General features: G+C 71.7%; 16 protein-coding genes. 14 read left to right on the forward strand and 2 right to left on the reverse strand.

Annotated elements, in window-relative coordinates; all coding sequences use genetic code 11:
- Positions 1-3 precede the first annotated feature (3 nt).
- The 7 genes from LGI35_RS37155 to LGI35_RS37185 all read left to right on the forward strand — a co-directional run bounded on the left by LGI35_RS37155 (position 4) and on the right by LGI35_RS37185 (position 6,082).
- Positions 4-369 (forward strand): glycine-rich SFCGS family protein, encoded by a 366-nt coding sequence (locus LGI35_RS37155; RefSeq protein WP_227298685.1) that lies wholly within the window; start codon positions 4-6, stop codon positions 367-369.
- Complete coding sequence (locus LGI35_RS37160; RefSeq protein WP_227298687.1) at positions 366-701, forward strand: DUF4312 family protein; 336 nt, start codon at positions 366-368, stop codon at positions 699-701. Before LGI35_RS37155 ends, LGI35_RS37160 begins: the two co-directional genes overlap by 4 nt.
- Positions 702-711: 10 nt before the next feature.
- On the forward strand, positions 712-1,503 hold the full coding sequence (locus LGI35_RS37165; RefSeq protein WP_227298688.1) for a DUF4311 domain-containing protein: 792 nt from the start codon (positions 712-714) through the stop codon (positions 1,501-1,503).
- A 13-nt stretch (positions 1,504-1,516) separates the two neighbouring features.
- Complete coding sequence (locus tag LGI35_RS37170) at positions 1,517-2,233, forward strand: DUF4310 family protein (RefSeq protein ID WP_100592860.1); 717 nt, start codon at positions 1,517-1,519, stop codon at positions 2,231-2,233.
- Between the two features lie 69 nt (positions 2,234-2,302).
- Complete coding sequence (locus LGI35_RS37175) at positions 2,303-3,856, forward strand: DgaE family pyridoxal phosphate-dependent ammonia lyase (protein ID WP_227298690.1); 1,554 nt, start codon at positions 2,303-2,305, stop codon at positions 3,854-3,856.
- 32 nt (positions 3,857-3,888) lie between these two features.
- Entirely contained in the window at positions 3,889-4,485 is a 597-nt protein-coding gene (locus LGI35_RS37180) for a bifunctional 4-hydroxy-2-oxoglutarate aldolase/2-dehydro-3-deoxy-phosphogluconate aldolase (protein WP_227298692.1), read from the forward strand.
- Between the two features lie 151 nt (positions 4,486-4,636).
- A complete protein-coding gene (locus LGI35_RS37185) occupies positions 4,637-6,082 on the forward strand; it encodes a glyceraldehyde-3-phosphate dehydrogenase (protein WP_227298694.1) in 1,446 nt (481 codons plus the stop codon).
- 75 nt (positions 6,083-6,157) lie between these two features.
- Here the strand turns inward: LGI35_RS37185 and LGI35_RS37190 are convergent, their stop codons facing one another.
- Positions 6,158-7,516: an aminopeptidase P family protein gene (locus LGI35_RS37190; protein WP_227300686.1), complete on the reverse strand. Its 1,359-nt coding sequence runs from the start codon at positions 7,514-7,516 to the stop codon at positions 6,158-6,160.
- Between the two features lie 236 nt (positions 7,517-7,752).
- Between LGI35_RS37190 and LGI35_RS37195 the strand changes: the two genes are divergently transcribed.
- The 7 genes from LGI35_RS37195 to LGI35_RS37225 all read left to right on the forward strand — a co-directional run bounded on the left by LGI35_RS37195 (position 7,753) and on the right by LGI35_RS37225 (position 14,466).
- Positions 7,753-8,919, forward strand: coding sequence for an NAD(P)/FAD-dependent oxidoreductase (locus tag LGI35_RS37195; protein ID WP_227298696.1), 1,167 nt, complete (start codon positions 7,753-7,755; stop codon positions 8,917-8,919).
- Positions 8,916-9,254: a (2Fe-2S)-binding protein gene (locus tag LGI35_RS37200; RefSeq protein WP_227298698.1), complete on the forward strand. Its 339-nt coding sequence runs from the start codon at positions 8,916-8,918 to the stop codon at positions 9,252-9,254. Before LGI35_RS37195 ends, LGI35_RS37200 begins: the two co-directional genes overlap by 4 nt.
- On the forward strand, positions 9,244-10,728 hold the full coding sequence (locus tag LGI35_RS37205) for an FAD/NAD(P)-dependent oxidoreductase (protein WP_227298699.1): 1,485 nt from the start codon (positions 9,244-9,246) through the stop codon (positions 10,726-10,728). Before LGI35_RS37200 ends, LGI35_RS37205 begins: the two co-directional genes overlap by 11 nt.
- A 111-nt stretch (positions 10,729-10,839) precedes the next feature.
- Positions 10,840-11,736 (forward strand): dihydrodipicolinate synthase family protein, encoded by an 897-nt coding sequence (locus tag LGI35_RS37210; protein WP_227298701.1) that lies wholly within the window; start codon positions 10,840-10,842, stop codon positions 11,734-11,736.
- Positions 11,737-11,789: 53 nt separating this feature from the next.
- Positions 11,790-12,791, forward strand: coding sequence for a proline racemase family protein (locus tag LGI35_RS37215; protein WP_227298702.1), 1,002 nt, complete (start codon positions 11,790-11,792; stop codon positions 12,789-12,791).
- 165 nt (positions 12,792-12,956) lie between these two features.
- Entirely contained in the window at positions 12,957-13,640 is a 684-nt protein-coding gene (locus tag LGI35_RS37220; RefSeq protein WP_100592868.1) for a GntR family transcriptional regulator, read from the forward strand.
- 142 nt (positions 13,641-13,782) lie between these two features.
- Complete coding sequence (locus LGI35_RS37225; protein WP_227298704.1) at positions 13,783-14,466, forward strand: DUF6629 family protein; 684 nt, start codon at positions 13,783-13,785, stop codon at positions 14,464-14,466.
- Here the strand turns inward: LGI35_RS37225 and LGI35_RS37230 are convergent.
- Positions 14,408-16,204, reverse strand: a complete 1,797-nt coding sequence (locus LGI35_RS37230) for an acyl-CoA dehydrogenase (RefSeq protein ID WP_227298705.1) — start codon at positions 16,202-16,204, stop codon at positions 14,408-14,410. The two genes, LGI35_RS37225 and LGI35_RS37230, sit on opposite strands and share 59 nt — an antisense overlap.
- Between the last annotated feature and the right edge of the window lie 140 nt (positions 16,205-16,344).

The following is a 16,344-nucleotide window of genomic DNA, read 5'->3' on the forward strand; positions in this document are numbered from 1 at the left end:
ACCATGACAGTCAAGATCGTGATCGGACACCGGCTCGGCAAGGGTCAGGCGGTCGCCGACGGCATACGCGCGGCGGGCGGCGAACCCATCCTGATCCCGGGCCCCGGCGCGGACATGAAGGTCGGCGACGTGATGGCCGCCGAGGGCGCGGCCCTCGGCATCTCGTTCTGCGGCAGCGGCGGCGCGGGCGCGGTCACCGCCAAGGCCAAGTACGGCCATGACATCGAGTTCGGCATGCGCTCCCCGCAGGCCGGGATCACCGCTGTGCAGCAGGGCAAGACGGTGCTGGGCTTCGGATTCCTGGACAGCGAGGAACTCGGCTTCAAGGTGACCGAGGCGCTGCTGAAGAAGCTCGGGGAGTCGGCGTGATCGAGGACCGGCACACGATCCGGGTCAGCGGCACCGGGCCCACCCGCGAGAAGGCGTTCGCCGCCGCCATGCAGCAGGTCTCCGGCGCCGTCGGCAAGCTGACGGACGGCGTCTGCTTCCGGGTCGAGCCGCTCGCCGTCGAGGTCGCGTCCGCGGTCGAACACCGCTGGACGGAACGGTTCCTGGGGCTGCTCTTCGCTCGCGAGCGCCGCCGCTACGAGCTGACCCTGCGGATCGAGGTGCGCACCGCCGCACTCGATCTGGACGCCATCGAATTCTCCGTACGCGAGGAGCGGCTGACGCCGCTCCAGCACGCGCTCCACATGAGGTGAGGACACCCGCATGAACGAGACGCTCACCATCGCACTGGAGTCGATGGTCATCGGCGCCCTGATCGGCTTCGGGGCGAGCGCGGGCGTGGCCCGCATGTTCCACGCGCCCAAGGTGCAGGGCATGGGTGCCTTCCGGACCCTGGGCGAACTCAACGCCTGTGAGAACGACCCGGTCGCGCACTTCTCCTTCGGCCTCGGCTTCTTCTTCAACGCCTGGGCCAGCGCGGTCGGCACCGGTGCGCTGACCTCGGACGTCGACCACCGCATCGTGCCGCACTGGGCCGCCGCGCTGTCGATGACCAAGAACCGCAACCTCGACGAGACGCTGCACAACCCGCGCCGGATGGCGGCCTACGGGGCGTGCGTCGGCCTGGTCCTGGTGACGGTTCTGAACACCACCGCGGCATCCATTCCGCACTCGCTGCAGAAGGTCGCGGCCGACGTGCTCGGCCCCGCCTCGGAGTGGCTGATCAACCCCGTCATGCCGATCGTCTTCTGGATGGCGGCGGTCGACGCGGGGCGGCGCAGCGGAGGCTGGGCCACCGTACTGGGCGGTCTGGCGCACGTCGTGATGGGCAACGCGGTTCCCGGCATCGTGCTCGGCATCGTGGTCGGCAAGGGCATCGACGACCTGGGCTGGACCAGGGTCACCAAGTCGCTGGCCGGCGCGGTCATGACGCTGTTCGTCGTCAGCGCCTTCCTGCGCGGCGTGGACATCCAGCTGCTGCAGCAGATGAAGGCGGACGTGCCGCACTGGCTGACCGGGCTCCACGACGCGACCGGCACCACCCCGACGAAGTGAGCGAGGCACCGCGATGACCACGAACGACGCCACCACCACCGCGGGAGCCGCGGCACCCGCCGGCAGGACCCGCGGCAAAGTCCCCGGCGAGGGCAGCTTCTGGCTCTCGGAATGGGCCTTCCCGCTCTTCGTGGCGGCCCTGGCGGCCGGCATCTTCGCCGGCACGCACCTGTACTACGTCTACCGCACCGGCACCTTCAGCGACGTCGCCGTCACCGCCATGCTCAAGGGCGGTATGGACAGCGGGAGTTACGGGGCGGCGGCGGCCTTCGGCGCCGGCTTCCTGTTCGCCCGGATCATCGAGGGGCCGATGGTCGGCATCCTCGACATCGGCGGCTCGCTGCAGACCGGTGTCGGCATCGGCATCCCCGCGATGCTGCTGGCCGCCGGGATCACCGCCCCTCTGGAGCACTTCTGGCTGGCCCTGCCCACCGGCGCCCTGCTGGGCGCGCTGATCGGCGCCCTGATCCTCGCCATCCGGCGGGCCACGGTGAACTCGGCGGGCGGCACCTCCACCTTCGGCGCCGACGTGATGATGGGCGCCGGAAACTCCGCCGGCCGCTATCTGGGCCCCCTGGTGATCATCGCCGCGGCCACCGCCTCCCTCCCCGTGGGCCTCGGCTCCACCCTCGGCGCCGCGCTCTTCTACTGGTGGAAGAAGCCCCTGACCGGCGGCGCCATCCTCGGCGCCATGCTCTTCGGGCTCTTCTTCCCCATCGCCGGCACCTAGAGACTCCCGGCGCGCCCCGAAGAAGTCGGCCCCACCCCGCACATGGATCCGCTCTCCACGAAAGGCACCATGAACACGCTCTACGAGGACCTCGGCCTCACCCACGCCATCAACGCCAGCGGCAAGATGACCGCCCTCGGCGGCAGCCGGCTCGACGACCGCGTGATCGCCGCCATGGGCGAGGCCGCCCGCGGCCATGTGGTGATGGACGACCTGCTGGTGGCCGCGGGCCGGGAACTCGCCCGCGCCACCGGCACCGAGGACGCCTGCCCCACCACCGGCGCCGCGGCCGGCATCGCCATCGCGGTCGCCGCCCTCATCGCCGGCACCGACCCGGCCCGCACGGAGCGACTGCCCGACGCCGGCGGCGCGCCCGACGAGGTGGTGCTGCAGAAGGGGCACGCCGTCCACTTCGGCGCCTCCGTGTGCCAGATGATCGCCATCGGGGGCGGCCGTCCCGTCGAGGTCGGCGCCGTCAACAAGGCACGGGCCGAGCACTTCACCGCCGCGATCACCGACCGCACCGCGGCTCTCCTGTATGTCCAGTCGCACCACGCGGTTCAGAAGGGCCAGGTACCGCTGGAGACGGTGGTGGCCATCGGGCGCGAGCACGGTATCCCGGTGATCGTGGACGCGGCGGCCGAGGAGGACCTGCGCCGCTGGCCGGCCACCGGCGCCGACCTGGTCGTCTACAGCGGGGGCAAGGCCATCGGGGGCCCCACCTCCGGACTGATCTGCGGACCGGCCGACCTGATCGCCGCGTGCCGCGCACAGTACGGCGGCATCGGGCGGCCGATGAAGGTCGGCAAGGAAACCGTCCTCGGCCTCGTACAGGCGGTGCGCGACTACGGCACCGCGGCCGGCGCCGTCGACCCGGAGCAGCAGCAGGCCCGCATGACACGGCTCGCCGAGCGCGTCGACGGGCTGCCGGGACTCTCCGCGCGCGTCGTCCGCGACGAGGCGGGCCGGCTCATCCACCGGGCGGAACTGACCGTCGACCCGGAGGAGGCGGGCCGGAACGCGACCGAGCTCGCCGCGGAGCTGGCACAGGGGCAGCCGCCCGTGTTCCTGCGGGACCACCACGCCGCCACCGGCAGGCTGGCCATCGACCCCCGGCCGCTGACTCCGCAGGAGGAAGAGGAGATCGTGGCCCGGCTCACCGGGATCCTGGGCGGCGCGCGGGCGGCCGCCGGGCCCCGCGGTCACGGAGAGCAGGCAGAGACCGGGCGGACATCGGCACCGGACCAGCAGGACGCGCAGGTGAGCGGTCGGCCGGCAGCCGGGACAACGCCCGACGGGGCGGCGGACGCGGACGGCACGGCGACGCCGGTGGCGCCCTTGGAGCGCCGCCTCGTGGTGACCGAGGCGGCGGGGCTGCACGCCCGGCCGGCGGCGGCCTTCGCCCAGGCCGCAGGCCGCAGCACGGCAGCCGTGACGGTACGCCGAGCCGGTGCCGAAGGCAGCTCCGAGGCCGACACACGCGAGGTCCCGGCCCGCAGCGTGCTGTCCCTGATGTCGCTCAACATCCGTTCCGGCGAGGAGATCGTCCTCACCGCGCGCGGCGAAGGGGCGGCCGAGGCACTCGCCGAGCTGGCAGCCATCGCCGCCCCCGAACCCTCGTGACTCCGCCCCGCCCATCGAAGGACCTCCCCGCCATGTCTCTCACCCCCGCCGTCCAGAGCGTCGTCGACCACCTCCAGCAGGCCCGCGCCGTGCCGACCGTACGGGCGGCCGACGCCGACGCCGCCTACGCACTGGCCCGCGAACTGCTCGACGCCGGTTTCACCACCTTCGAATTCACGGCCACCACCCCCGGCTGGGAGGGCCTGGTGAAGAGCTGGCGCCAGGAGTTCCCGCAGGCGGTGTTCGGACTCGGCACGGTGACCTCGCCGCGGATCGCCGAGCAGGCGCTGGCCGCCGGCGCGTCGTTCCTGGTCAGCCCGTTCCAGGTGCCGGACGTCCGTTCCGTCGCGGACGACGCCGACCGGCTGCTGGTCGAGGGTGGTCTGACCCCCTCCGAACTGCGCACCGCCGCCGAACGCGGGGTGGCGAAGCTCTTCCCGGCACACATCGGGGGTGTCGCCTACCTCAAGTCGTTGCTCGCCGTACTGCCCGGCGCGCGGATCATGGCGACCGGCGGAATCACCGTGGACAACACGGCCGAGTGGCTTGCAGCCGGCGCCTTCACCGTCAGCATCGGCAGCGACATCAGGGGCAACGCCGCCAGGTTGCGCACCCTCCTCGACGGCTGAGCGAAGCCGAGGGGGGGTGCCGGGCACGGGGGGCACGGGGGAGGCTTTCGCTGGGCGGGACCGCCTGAACGATCAACCCGGGGGACCGTTTGAACGATCAAAAGGGGGCCGGGTTAGCATATGAGCGCCGCCTAGCTCGAAAGATAAACCTGTGACTGTCAAAGACGACTCGTTCACCAACTGGAAGAACCGCGAGGAGATCGCGGAGTCGATGATCCCGATCATCGGGAAGATGCACAGGGAGCGGGACGTCACCGTCCTGCTCCACAGCCGCTCCTTGGTGAACAAGTCGGTGGTGAGCATCCTCAAGACCCACCGGTTCGCCCGCCAGATCGCCGGCGAGGAACTGTCGGTCACCGAGACGATGCCGTTCCTGCAGGCGCTGGCCGCGCTCGACCTCGGCCCGTCGCAGATCGACATCGGCCTGCTCGCCGAGGCGCACCGGGCCGACGACCGGGGTCTCTCGGTCGAGGAGTTCACCGCCGACGCGGTCTCCGGCGCCACGGGTGAGAACAAGATCGAGCGCCGCCAGGCGCGTGACGTCGTCCTCTACGGCTTCGGCCGCATCGGCCGCCTCGTCGCCCGCCTGCTCATCGAGAAGGCCGGCTCCGGCAACGGACTGCGGCTGCGCGCCATCGTCGTCCGCGGCGGTGGCGACCAGGATCTCGTGAAGCGTGCCTCCCTGCTGCGCCGCGACTCCATCCACGGCCAGTTCAACGGCACGATCACCGTCGACGAGGCGAACAGCACGATCGTCGCCAACGGCAACGAGATCAAGGTCATCTACGCCAACGACCCGTCCGAGGTCGACTACACGGCGTACGGCATCAACGACGCCATCCTGATCGACAACACCGGCAAGTGGCGTGACCGCGAGGGCCTGTCGAAGCACCTCCGTCCTGGCATCGAGAAGGTCGTCCTGACCGCTCCGGGCAAGGGCGACGTCCCGAACATCGTGCACGGCGTCAACCACGACATGATCAAGCCGGACGAGCAGATCCTGTCCTGCGCGTCCTGCACCACCAACGCGATCGTCCCCCCGCTGAAGGCGATGGACGACGAGTACGGGGTGCTGCGCGGCCACGTGGAGACCGTCCACTCGTTCACCAACGACCAGAACCTGCTGGACAATTACCACAAGGCCGACCGCCGCGGCCGCTCCGCGCCGCTCAACATGGTCATCACCGAGACCGGCGCCGCCTCCGCCGTCGCCAAGGCGCTGCCCGACCTCAAGGCGCCGATCACCGGCAGCTCGATCCGCGTGCCCGTGCCGGACGTCTCGATCGCGATCCTCAGCCTGCGCCTCGGCCGCGAGACCACCCGCGAGGAGGTCCTCGACCACCTCCGCGACGTCTCGCTGAACTCGCCGCTCAAGCGCCAGATCGACTTCACCACCGCCCCCGACGCCGTCTCCATGGACTTCGTCGGCTCGCGCCACGCCTCCATCGTGGACGCCGGTGCCACCAAGGTCGACGGCGACAACGCGATCCTCTACCTCTGGTACGACAACGAGTTCGGCTACTCGTGCCAGGTCATCCGCGTAGTCCAGCACGTCTCCGGGGTGGAGTACCCGACCTTCCCGGTCCCGACCGCGTAAGCCTTGACAGCCCGAGGGGGCCCGGCCGTTCCGACGGCCGGGCCCCCTCGGGCTTTTGTCACAGCGGCGGGACCCTTACCGGTCGCCCGCGAGCGTGCGCATCCACGCCTCGACCTCGTCCGCCGACCGCGGCAGGCCGGCCGACAGGTTCTCCGTGCCGTCGGCCGTGACCAGGAGGTCGTCCTCGATCCGCACGCCGATGCCGCGGTACTCCTCCGGCACCGACAGATCGTCGGGCTGGAAGTACAGGCCGGGCTCGACCGTCAGCACCATGCCGGGTTCCAGTGGACCGCCCACGTACGACTCCGTGCGCGCGGCAGCACAGTCGTGGACGTCGAGGCCGAGCATGTGGCCGGTGCCCGCCATGGTGAAGCGCCGCTGGAGACCGAGTTCGAAGACCCGCTCCGGGTCGCCCTCCAGCAGGCCCCACTCCACGAGCTTGCCCGCCATGTATCGCTGCGCCGCGTCGTGGAAGTCGCGGTAGGCCGCACCCGGCTTCACGGCGGCGATGCCCGCCTCCTGGGCCTCGTACACCGCGTCGTAGATCTTGCGCTGGAGCGGCGTGAACGTGCCGCTGATCGGGAGCGTGCGCGTCACGTCCGCGGTGTACAGGGTGTGGGTCTCCACGCCCGCGTCCAGGAGCAGGAGCTCACCGGGGCGCACCGGTCCGTCGTTCTGCTCCCAGTGCATGATCGTGGCGTGCTCGCCGGCCGCGCAGATCGAGCCGTAGCCGACGGCGTTGCCCTCCAGGCGGGCGCGGCGGAAGAAGGTGCCCTCGATCCAGCGCTCCGAGGTCGCGATCGCCGTGGCCAGCTCCCGTACGACATCGGTGAATCCGCGCACCGTGGAGTCGACGGCTTTGCGCAGCTCGCCGATCTCCCACTCGTCCTTGACCAGGCGCAGCTCGGACAGTGCCTCCTCCAGTCCGGCGTCTCGCTCCGCCTCCGTCGTCACGGCGGCCTCGAGGGCCGGGTCGTGGCCGCGGACGATGCGGGTCGGCGCCTCGGGCGCGGCCGACAGTTCGGCGGCGGCGTCGCGGATGTCGCGGCAGGGCAGGCCGAGGACCAGTTCCGACTCGGCGAGGCTGCGGCGCCGGCCCATCCACAGCTCGGACGTCATGCCGGTCCAGAACTCGTCGGTGTCACGGCTGTCGCGGGGGAGCAGATAGAGGTGGACGTCGTGCCCGCCGGCGACGCGCGGCTCGAACACGACGGCGCTGTCCCGCGCCTGATCTCCCGTCAGATGCACATACGCCGAGTACGGGCGGAACGGGTAGTAGCTGTCGTTCGAGCGGATCTTGAGCTTGCCGGACGGGATCACCAAGCGCTCGCCCGGGAACCGCGCGGACAGGGCGGCGCGGCGACCGGCGGCGTACGGCGCCTGCTCGTCCTGCCGCAGGTCACGCTGCTCGGTGTCGGCCCAGCCCGTCCGCATCAGGGCGGAGAGCTCGTCGGACAGGCCCGCGTAGAGGCCGTTCTTGCGTCCCGTGGGCCGGGGTTGGGCCTCGGGCTGTGTCGTGGGCTGTGACGTCGCCTGAGTCGTGGGCTGTGGCCTGGGCTCGGAGGAGGACACGGTGCACCCTTCTGCTGTGTTCCGTAGGGGTTTCGGCTGAGCTGCCTGTCAGCCTAGTGACCCTTGGCGCGCTTGGGAACATGTGACATAGTACTGCCGTGACTACGCGGCTGACCTGCGATGTTGTAGTGGTCGGTGCCGGAATGGTGGGCGCTGCCTGTGCCCTCTATGCGGCGCGGGCGGGGCATTCCGTCGCCCTGGTGGACCGGGGCCCCGTGGCCGGAGGCACCACCGGCGCGGGGGAGGGGAACCTGCTCGTCTCCGACAAGGAACCCGGACCGGAGCTCGAACTCGCCCTGCTTTCCTCCCGGTTGTGGTCCGAACTCACCGCCGAGCCGGGGGTGGCCGAGGCCGTCGAGTTCGAGGCCAAGGGCGGAGTCGTCGTGGCGTCGTCCGGCGAAGGCCTGGCCGCACTGGAGAAGTTCGCCGCGCAGCAGCGCGACTCCGGTGTCGACGCGCGCGCCGTCACGGCCGACGAGCTCTACGTTCTCGAACCGGAACTCGCCCCCGGAATGCCGGGCGGCGTCCACTACCCGCAGGACGCCCAGGTGATGCCCACACTGGCCGCCGCGCACCTCGTACGCCTGGCGCGCGCGGCGGGAGCACGGCTGCTGACCGGCGCGCCCGTCACCGAGGTGCTCCGGTCGGCGGACGGTTCCGTACGAGGCGTCCGCACCGGCGGGGGCGAGATCCACGCCCCCGCCGTCGTGAACGCGGCCGGCACCTGGGGCGGCGAGCTGGCCGCACTCGCCGGGGTCCGGCTGCCGGTGCTGCCGCGGCGCGGCTTCGTCCTCGTCACCGAGCCGCTGCCGCGCCTGGTCCGGCACAAGGTGTACGCCGCCGACTACGTGGCCGACGTGGCGAGCGACTCCGCCGCACTGCAGACCTCACCGGTCGTCGAGGGCACCGCGGCCGGTCCCGTACTGATCGGCGCGAGCCGCGAACGCGTCGGCTTCGACCGCACGTTCTCGCTGCCCGTCGTACGGTCCCTCGCGGCGGGGGCGGCGCGGCTGTTCCCCTTCCTGGAGAGCGTCCGCGTGATGCGGTCCTACCTGGGTTTCCGCCCGTACATGCCCGATCATCTGCCGGCGATCGGCCCGGACGCGCGCGTGCCCGGCCTCTTCCACGCCTGTGGACACGAGGGCGCCGGCATCGGACTCGCCACAGGAACAGGGCACTTGATCGCCGGGGCGCTCGGCGGCGGACGGCTGGATCCCGCGCTCGCGCCGTTCCGCCCGGACCGGTTCCCCGAGGAGGCGTCGTGAACAGCAAGCGCACACCACTGGATCTCGTGAGGGCCGAGCCCGAGCCCGCGCACACCGCCACGTTCGACGGCACGCAGCTCGCGGTGCTGCCCGGGCAGACCGTCGCCGCGGCACTGTGGTCGGCGGGCGTCACCGCCTGGCGCACCACGCGCGGCACGGGCGAGCCGCGAGGGGTCTTCTGCGGCATCGGCGTCTGCTTCGACTGCCTCGTGACCGTCAACGGCCGCCCCAACCAACGGGCTTGCCTCGTACGGGCAGAACCCGGCGACGACATCCGCACTCAGCACGGCACCGGACACGACGACTCGGCGGAGGGGAGGGGCCATGAGTCGTAACCCATATGAAGCCTCTGACGTCCATGACGTCCATGACGTCCATGACGTCCATGAAGACGCCGATGGAGGCGCGGCGGGTCGCTCGCTCGCGGTGATCGGGGCCGGGCCCGCCGGGCTCGCCGCCGCACTCGCCGCGGCGGTCCGAGGGAGCCGTGTGACGCTGATCGACGCGGGTACGCAGGCCGGCGGCCAGTTCTACCGCCAGCCCGCCGAGGAGCTGGGCGCCCGCCGCCCGCAGGCGCTGCACCACCAGTGGCGGACCTGGGAGCGGCTGCGGGACGGCCTGGCCGATCAGATCGCAACGGGCCGCATCATCCACCTGACGGATCATCATGTGTGGTGCGTGGAACGGCTTGACGAGGCATCCGGCTTCCTCGTCCACGCGCTGCGCGGCCCTGCCCAGGAAGACCCGTCCGTGGTGCGTGCGGACGCCGTCGTCCTGGCGACCGGCGCCTACGAGAAAGTGCTGCCCTTCCCGGGCTGGACCCTGCCGGGCGTGATCACCGCGGGCGGCGCGCAGGCCATGCTCAAGGGCGGACTCGTGCTCCAGGGGCGTACGGCCGTGGTGGCGGGCACGGGGCCGCTGCTGCTGCCGGTCGCCGCCGGACTGGCCGCGGCGGGTGCGGAGGTCGCCGCGCTGGTCGAGTCCGCCGGGGCGCAGGACGTCGCCCGGCACGCGAGGAACCTCGCCGCCCACCCGGACAAGCTCGTCGACGGCGCCGGTTACGTGGCCGAGCTGATGCGTCGCCGCGTGCGGTTGAAGGCCCGGCACGCCGTCGTGGCGGCGCATGGCGACGGCGTGCTCGAAGCCGTCACCGTCGCCGCGCTCGACCGTGACGGGCGCGTCGCGCCTGGCTCCGAGCAGGTCATCCGCTGCGACACCCTCGCCGTCGGCCACGGCCTGCTGCCGCACACCGACCTCGCCGAGACGATCGGCTGCCGACTCGAAGGACCGGCCGTGGCCGTGGACGACGAGCAGCGTACCGACGTCCACGGAGTGTGGGCCGCGGGCGAGGCCACCGGCGTGGGCGGCGCCGCCCTCTCGCTCGCCGAGGGCCATATCGCGGGGTGCTCCGCCGCGGCACGGCTCGCGGGGCGCGAACCCGACCCGCGAGCGTGGGAGGAAGCCGCCAAGTCCCGCGCGAGGAGCAGGGAGTTCATCGCCTCGCTCGACGCCGTCTTCGCGCCGCGTGCGCACTGGGCCGAGCAGGTCACCGACGACACCGTCGTGTGCCGCTGCGAGGAGGTGCCGGCCTCCGCGATCCGTGAGGCGGTCGGCGAGCTCGGGGCCACGGACGCGCGCACCGTGAAACTGCTGACCCGGGCCGGTATGGGCTGGTGCCAGGGCCGCATGTGCGGACCGGCCGTCGCCGGGCTCACAGGATGTGAACCGGTCCCGTCCAGAAGGCCGTTCGCCCGGCCCGTACCGCTCGGAGTGCTCGCCCGGGCCGGGGAGGACCTGCCCGACGAGTGAGCCCGGACGCCCCCGGCGACCACGGCTCTCCCACTGGACAGTCGCCAGACCTCGGACCGGCCATCCGTATCCATCAGTGCCATGTCACACCCCACAGAGGAGACACAGCCCATGACCACGTCACAGCGCAGCCCCTGGCACGGCGTCCTCGTCGCCACGCCGCTCCCGCTGAACGACGATCTCTCCGTCAACTACGCCAAGTTCGCCGAGCATTGCGCCTGGCTCGTCGAGAACGGCTGCGACGGAGTCGTGCCCAACGGTTCGCTCGGCGAGTACCAGGTGCTCACGCCGCAGGAGCGTGCCAAGGTCGTCGAGACGGCCGTCGGCGCGATCGGCGGGCAGCGCGTGATGCCCGGCGTCGCCGCCTACGGCTCCGCCGAGGCCCGCCGCTGGGCCGAGCAGGCCAAGGACGCCGGCTGCGCCTCCGTGATGCTGCTCCCGCCCAACGCGTACCGCGCCGACGAGCGTTCCGTCCTCGCCCACTACGAGGCGGTCGCCGCCGTGGGCCTCCCCGTCGTCGCGTACAACAACCCCATCGACACCAAGGTCGACCTGGTGCCTGAACTGCTCGCGAAACTGCACCGCGAGGGGTTCGTCCGCGGGGTCAAGGAGTTCTCGGGAGACGTGCGGCGGGCGTACCGCATCGCCGAACTCGCCCCGGAACTGGACCTGTTGATCGGCGCGGACGACGTCCTGCTCGAACTGGCCCTGGCAGGCGCCAAGGGCTGGATCGCCGGGTACCCGAACATGCTGCCCGCCGCGTCCGTCGAGCTGTACCGCGCCGCCGTGTCCGGCGACCTCGCCACGGCGACCTCCCTCTACCGGCAGCTCCACCCGCTCCTGCGCTGGGACTCGCGCCCCGAGTTCGTCCAGGCCATCAAGCTGTCCATGGACATGATCGGCCGCCACGGAGGCCCATGCCGCCCGCCGCGGATGCCTCTTCTGCCGGACCAGGAGAAGGCCGTGCGCGCCGCCACCGAACAGGCGGTCGCCGCCGGCCTCGTCTGAACCACGCGACCGCACTCGCCCACCGCATCCACTTCCAGGGAGCAGCTTCCGACATGCGCAGCAAACTCGTCCTGCACGCGGTCGACTCGCACACCGAGGGCATGCCGACACGGGTGATCACCGGCGGCATCGGGACCGTCCCCGGCGCCACGATGAACGAGCGCCGCCTGTACTTCCGTGAGCACCGCGACGACATCAAGCAGCTCCTGATGAACGAGCCGCGCGGGCACGCCGCGATGAGCGGAGCGATCCTCCAGCCGCCGACCAGGCCCGACTGCGACTACGGCGTCATCTACATCGAGGTCTCCGGCTACCTTCCGATGTGCGGGCACGGGACGATCGGCGTCGCCACCGTCCTCGTGGAGACGGGCATGGTCGAGGTCGTCGAACCGGTCACCACCATCCGCCTCGACACGCCCGCCGGGCTCGTCGTCGCCGACGTCGCCGTGGAGAACGGCGCGGCGAAGTCCGTCACCCTGAAGAACGTGCCGTCGTTCTCCGTCGGCCTCGACCGCGAGATCACGCTCGCCGACGGACGCACGGTCACGTACGACCTTGCCTACGGCGGCAACTTCTACGCGATCCTGCCGCTCGAACGGTTCGGCCTGCCCTTCGAGCGCGAACGCAAGGACGACATCCTCGCCGCGGGCCTCGCGCTGATGGACGCGATCAATGCCAAGGACGAGCCCGTACACCCCGAGGACCCGTCCATCCGCGGCTGCCATCACGTCCATCTGTACGCGCCGGGGGCGACCGCCCGGTACTCCCGGCACGCGATGGCGATCCACCCCGGCTGGTTCGACCGCTCGCCCTGCGGCACGGGAACGAGCGCGCGCATGGCCCAGCTGCACGCGCGCGGTGAACTGCCGTTGCACACCGAGTTCGTGAACGAATCGTTCATCGGGACACAGTTCACCGGACGGCTGCTCGACACCACCGACGTGGCCGGGATCCCGGCGGTACTGCCCAGCTTCACCGGCCGCGCGTGGGTGACCGGGACGGCCCAGTACCTGCTCGATCCGGACGACCCCTTTCCGGCGGGATTCGTCCTGTAGCGCCAGTCCCGCATCAGCCACCCGTCCCGTGGGGCCCCCGTCCCGTACAGCCCCGTTTCCGTAACACCTGTCCCGCAACACCAGTCCCGTAGCACCCGTCCCACAGCACTCCACCCGCCACGGGATACTTGTGGAACGTGACATGTCACCTAGGAGGACCGCCCCATGGCCGACCGGCGCAGCGCCCCGTCCGCCGCTCCCGCCCTGCCCAGCCTCGGCGGGACGCGCAGCAGCTACCGCGAGCGGGTCGCCGACGCGCTGCGCGCGGCGCTGATCGCCGGTGAGCTGCGGGCGGGCGAGGTGTACTCGGCGCCGACCCTCGCCGTCCGGTTCGGGGTCTCCGCGACCCCGGTGCGCGAGGCCATGCTCGACCTCGCGAAGGAAGGTCTCGTCGACGCGGTGCCGAACAAGGGCTTCCGGGTCACGGCCGTCTCCGAGAAGCAGCTCGACGAGTACAAGCACATCCGCTCGCTGATCGAGATCCCGACCACGGCGGAACTCGCCACCACGGCCGACCTCGCGGCACTGGAGGCGCTGCGCCCGGTCGCGCGGGAGATCGTCGACGCGGCGGTGGCCGGCGACCTCATCGCGTACGTCGAGGCGGACATCCGTTTCCACCTGGGGCTGCTCGCCCTGTCCGGCAACGAGCACCTGGTCGAGGTGGTTGGCGACCTGCGCAAGCGTTCCCGGCTCTACGGGCTGAACGCGCTGGTCGAGGCGGGCCGCCTTGAGGCGTCGGCCGAGGAGCACCTGGAGATCCTCGATGCCTTGGTCGCCCGTGACGAGGAGGCGGTGCGCGCCGTGATGACCCGCCACCTCGGTCATGTGCGAGGGCTCTGGGCGCAGTAGGCCACCTCCCGGGTGATCGGCCGCGTGACCCCGCCGCTCCCGTGTCGGCGCGGCCGGCGGCGGCCCGCGGCGTCGTAGCGTGGCCGCACGGCGGACGGCGACGGGCGTCGGCGCGCACGACCCGGAACCGTGGTGATGTGGCATGTGCTGGAGCGCGACGGCCGATCTCGTGGCGGGCACCGCGATCGCCGCGGTGGGAGCCGTCTGCGTCGTACGGACGGTCCGCGCGCGACGGCCCCGCGACCTGCCGCTCGCGGCGCTGCCGCTGCTGCTCGGCGCCCATCAGATCGTCGAGTCCGTCCTGTGGCGGTCCGGTGGCGGGGCGGGGCCGGCCACCCTCGCCTGGGCCGTGATCGCCCTCCCGGTGCCGGCCCTGTGGGTGCCCGCCGGGGTGCTGTGCGCGGCGCCCCGGCGCGCCCGCGGGCGGCTGCTGATCCCGCTCGCCGCCGGGGCCGTGACCGCGGCGGGACTCACCTACGCCCTGGCGACCCGCACCGTGACCGCCGAGATCCGCGGGCACGCCGTGGGATACGCCCTCGGCCTGCCGCACGCCGGGCTTCTGGTCGCCGGGTACCTCCTGGCCACGGTCGGCTCCCTGCTCCTGTCCGCCGACCGCGGTCTCGTACTGCTCGGTGTGCTGGTCGCGGCCGGCGCGGCGGTGTGTGTCGCGCTGTGGCGGTGGGAGTTCGTCTCGACGTGGTGCGCGTTCGCGGCCGTCTGCTCCGTCACCCTCCTGTGGTGGACGGGCCGGAGCGCCGGTCAGCAGGTCAGAAGGCGTCCTCCGCGAGATCGACGGCCGTCCGGTCCAGGGACTCCAGAAGACTGAACTGCGCGTCCGTCTTGGGCAGCTCGTGCCGGAAGAAGTAACGGCACGCGCCGCGCTTGCCCTCATGGACGGCCTCCGTGCCGGACGCCGCCGCGAGCAGCTGCTCCAGCCAGATCCAGGCGACGACGACGTGCCCGACGGCTTCGAGGTAGACGCTCGCGTTGGCCAGGGCGGTCTCCGGGTCGCCGGTCGACCACAGGCGCTGGGTCACGGCGACCGCACGGCGTACGGCGGTGTCGAGCCGGGCGCCGTACTCGGCGGCCTCTCCGCGCGCTTCGGCCGCGCGGGCGGTCGTCGCCGTGACGCGCTCCACGAGGAGGCGCAGCCCCGCCCCGCCGTCCATGACGACCTTGCGGCCGAGCAGATCGAGCCCGTGGATGCCGTGCGTGCCCTCGTGGATGGGGTTGAGACGGTTGTCGCGGTAGAACTGCTCGACGTTGTACTCGCGTGTGTAGCCGTAGCCCCCGTGCACCTGGATCGCGAGGCTGTTGGCCTCCAGGCACCACTGCGAGGGCCAGCTCTTCGCGATCGGGGTGAGCACGTCGAGCAGCAGCCGGGCCTCCGCGCGGGCCTCGGGCGTCGCGTCGGTGTGCTGCTCGTCGAGGAGCCGGCCGCAGTACAGGGTGAGCGCCAACGCGCCCTCCACGTAGGCCTTCTGGGCCAGGAGCATCCTACGGACGTCGGCGTGCGCGAGGATCGGGACCTGCGGCGCGGCCGGGTCCTTGCCCGCGAGAGGACGGCCCTGCGGGCGCGTGCGGGCGTAGTCGAGGGCGTGCAGATATCCGGTGTAGCCGAGGGCGGTGGCGCCCAGGCCGACGCCGATGCGGGCCTCGTTCATCATGTGGAACATGTAGGAGAGCCCGCGGTTCTCCTCGCCGACGAGGTGTCCGACGGCGCCCGGTGCGCCGCCCGGCCGGTGGGCGCCCTCGCCGAAGTTGAGGAGGGTGTTCGTCGTGCCCCGGTATCCCATCTTGTGGTTGAGGCCCGCCAGGACCACGTCGTTGCGTTCACCCGGCGAACCGTCTTCGTGCACAAGGACCTTGGGGACGATGAACAGCGACAGGCCCTTCACGCCAGGCGGCCCGTCCGGGGTCCTGGCGAGGACGAGGTGCACGATGTTCTCCGACAGCTCGTGCTCGCCGCCGGAGATCCACATCTTGTTCCCGAAGAGGCGGTACGTGCCGTCCTCCTGCCGCTCGGCCCGCGTGCGCACATCGGCGAGCGACGATCCCGCCTGCGGCTCCGAGAGACACATCGTGCCCAGGAACCGGCCCTCCACCATGGGGCGTACGAAGGTGTCGATCTGCTCCTTCGAGCCGTGCGCGAGGATGAGGTTGGCGTTGCCCATCGTGAGGAACGGGTACGCGGCCGTGCCGACGTTCGCGGCCTGGAACCAGGCGAAGCACGCGTCGGCGACCACCGACGGCAGCTGGCCGCCGCCCACCTCGTGGTCCATGGTGCTCGCGATGAGCCCCGACTCCCCGAAGACCCGGAGTGCCTCCTTCACCTCGGGGATGATGTGAACCCGCTCCCCGTCGAAGGTGGGCTCCTGCGTGTCGTTCTTCTTGTTGTGCGGGGCGAAGTGCCGCGTCGCGATCTGCTCGCTCAGTTCGAGCGCCGCGTCGAAGGTCTCGCGGGAGTGGTCCGCGTACCGCTCCCGGGACGTGAGCGCGCAGACGTCGAGCCACTCGTACAGCAGGAACTCGAGATCGCGGCGGGACAGCAGCAGGGATGCCATGCGTTTACTCCAGGCGCACTGGTGGTGACGGGCGGTACCGAACGACGGGGCCGAGGGGACCCGCCCCACCAGCGTACTAAGCAGTCGCTTATTCGACCAGTGAGGGACGGGGGTAACGCCGCCGGGCGCCCCCTCGGTAG

Source organism: Streptomyces longhuiensis (genome assembly GCF_020616555.1).
Classification (GTDB): domain Bacteria; phylum Actinomycetota; class Actinomycetes; order Streptomycetales; family Streptomycetaceae; genus Streptomyces; species Streptomyces longhuiensis.